The sequence below is a fragment of the Pedobacter sp. 05L430 genome, from assembly GCF_056397585.1.
In genome coordinates this window covers 1-2,468 of sequence record NZ_JBFTNT010000437.1, presented here as the reverse complement: position 1 = coordinate 2,468, position 2,468 = coordinate 1, and the positions used below count along the sequence as shown (strand labels likewise).

At 35.6% G+C, this 2,468-nt stretch carries 2 protein-coding genes; both read right to left on the bottom strand.

The genetic code is table 11. The annotated features are described in order from the left end of the window. A partial coding sequence (locus AC1DG9_RS26070) for a response regulator (protein ID WP_477635571.1) occupies positions 1-748 on the bottom strand: 748 nt, incomplete at its 3' end. A 16-nt stretch (positions 749-764) separates the two neighbouring features. After that, on the bottom strand, positions 765-2,468 hold a 1,704-nt coding region (locus AC1DG9_RS26065; protein ID WP_477635570.1), incomplete at its 5' end, for a 7TM diverse intracellular signaling domain-containing protein.

Here is a 2,468-nt window from a genome sequence, read left to right as displayed (position 1 = left end):
CTCCATGAAAAGGAATATCCTGTTTAATGTTTACATGGAAATGTGTGTCTCTATCACTATAAGAATAAAGCTCAATCAGTTCATTTATAAGGGTTGAGAAATTTACAGGTGTATGTTTGGCAACGGTTTTATTGTTTTTATAATATTGTAATGTTTTTTGAATATAGTAATCCAGTTTATTAGAACAGGTTTCTATTAAGCCCCAGTATTCGCCGCTGGAATTAAAAAGACCCTCCATTTTTACAAGGTTCACTATACCCATTGCCGAAACCAGAGGAGCTCTTAATTCATGAGAAATACTATAAATAAACCTATTTAGTTCATCATTGGTTTTCTCTAACTCAACAATTTTATTCCTTAAGTCTATTTTGGCTTTGTAAGCATCGTAAGCGTTCTTTATGGAATTATGAAGTTCCAAGTCATTCCATGGCTTAGTGATGTATCTGTAAATGTCGCCATGATTAATGGCATCTGCCAATGCTTCTATGTCAGTATAACCAGTAAGTAAAATTCTTATAGGGTCTGGATAGATTTCAATAATGCTTTTGAAAAATTCCACTCCTGTAGTTTGCGGCATTTTTTGATCCGCTATAATTACATGAACAGAAACATTTTCCAATATGGTTAAACCCTCGGCAGCTGAAAGAGCAGTATAGATCTCATATTGTCTTCTAAAGCCTGCTTTAAAAGCGTGTAAATTGTTCTCTTCGTCATCAATATAAAGAACCCGTACTGTTGGCGCATTCATAAATAAAGTGTTAATTTCAGTTTATAGGCAAGGTAATAATAAATTCGGTACCTTGATTCACTTTTGTTACAACATCAATATTTCCATGATGATTTTCTATAATTCTAAAAACTATAGATAGACCTAATCCTGTTCCCTCGCCAACATCTTTAGTAGTAAAGAATGGCTCAAATATTTTTTGCCTTACTTCCTCTGGCATACCCGTTCCAGTATCCTTTATGCTGATTTTCACTTGGTTACCGTCTTGCCATGATCTTATTGTCAGAATGCCGGGTTCATCTTTGGCGCCTTTCATTTTAATGGCATGTATCGCATTAGAGATTAGATTCATGAAGACCTGGTTAATTTTTCCAGGTAAACATTCTACTTTAGGGATATCTCCAAAATCTTTTATTACTTCAAGATGATCAGGGAATGTATTTTTAACGAGAACAAGGGTAGAAGCAAGGCCTTCATTCAGGTCAACAGGCTTTGTGTCATTTTCATCAAGTCTGCTAAAGTTTTTCAGGCTTTTAATAATTTCAGCAGTCCTTTTAGCTCCTTCAGAAATTCCTGACAATAGGGACTTGATCTCATCCCTTACAAAATCTATATCAATTTGTTTTTTAAATGAATCAATTTTAGCAAGCTGAGGATTAAGATCTTCATTGAAGTCCAGTTTCTCGTACATCATGATTACACTGTCCATGTCAAGAATATCCAATTCCAGCGGTTTGATGTTTGAGGTAACGAAATTAATAGGATTGTTGATCTCATGTGCTATACCAGCCGTTAGCTGACCTAATCCAGCCATTTTTTCTGAATCTACTAGCTGGCTTTGCGCTTCTTTTAAGTCGCTTAAAGTAACTTCAAGGGTTTGGTAAGACTCCTGTAATTCAAGCGTCCGTTCATTCACCTTTTTCTCTAATTCAATATTTTGTTGCAATATCAATTGCTCATTTTCAAGTGATATACGAAGTGCTTCGGCCTGTGAATCTTCTTTCTCCTTTTTAAAGATGTTGATTTTGTCTGCAAGCGCAAAGGATAGCAAGATCACTTCAAGGGCAGAGCCAAAAGGCATCATGTTGTAAGTGATCGTATTGTAAGGTAAAATATTATAGTCTTTAAGCACAAAAATACAAAGACCAAACAAGAACATGCTCCACGCAATTAGAAAGAATTTTGCTGGGCGATAACCTTTTCCGTAAACTAAAACTGCATTTAAAAGCATAAACAAGGCTACCGACATGGCCGCCATTTGAAGCAGCTGATAAGATACGTTCATGTTTCCCAAAAACATCAGTATAAATGCGATGAAGTATAGCAGATAGAAAACCCTTGAGAATTTATGCAGTTTTGGTAGGAATTCCTTGGTATGGAGGAATTTTTTCATAAACTCCAATCCTGTTAAAGCCGCCAGTGGTGTCAATATGTACACCGCATGGAACGAGATCCATACATTGTTCGGCCATAGATACTTAAAAGGGAAGCCTTGGAAATTTGCCTGAAGTAAACCTATAAATAAAATGTTGATGATGTAATACAGGTATGTATTGTCCTTTGTTGAAATATATAGGAATAAATTATAGGTAAACATAACCACCAATACCCCGGCAAAAATTCCAAATATCAAAAACGAATCTGCATTCTTGGCAGTAATGATATTGCTTTCGCACAGTGTGGTGGGAACCTGAAGCTGTTCATATCCACTTATTTTAAGATAAATGGTAGTGGTTTTTCC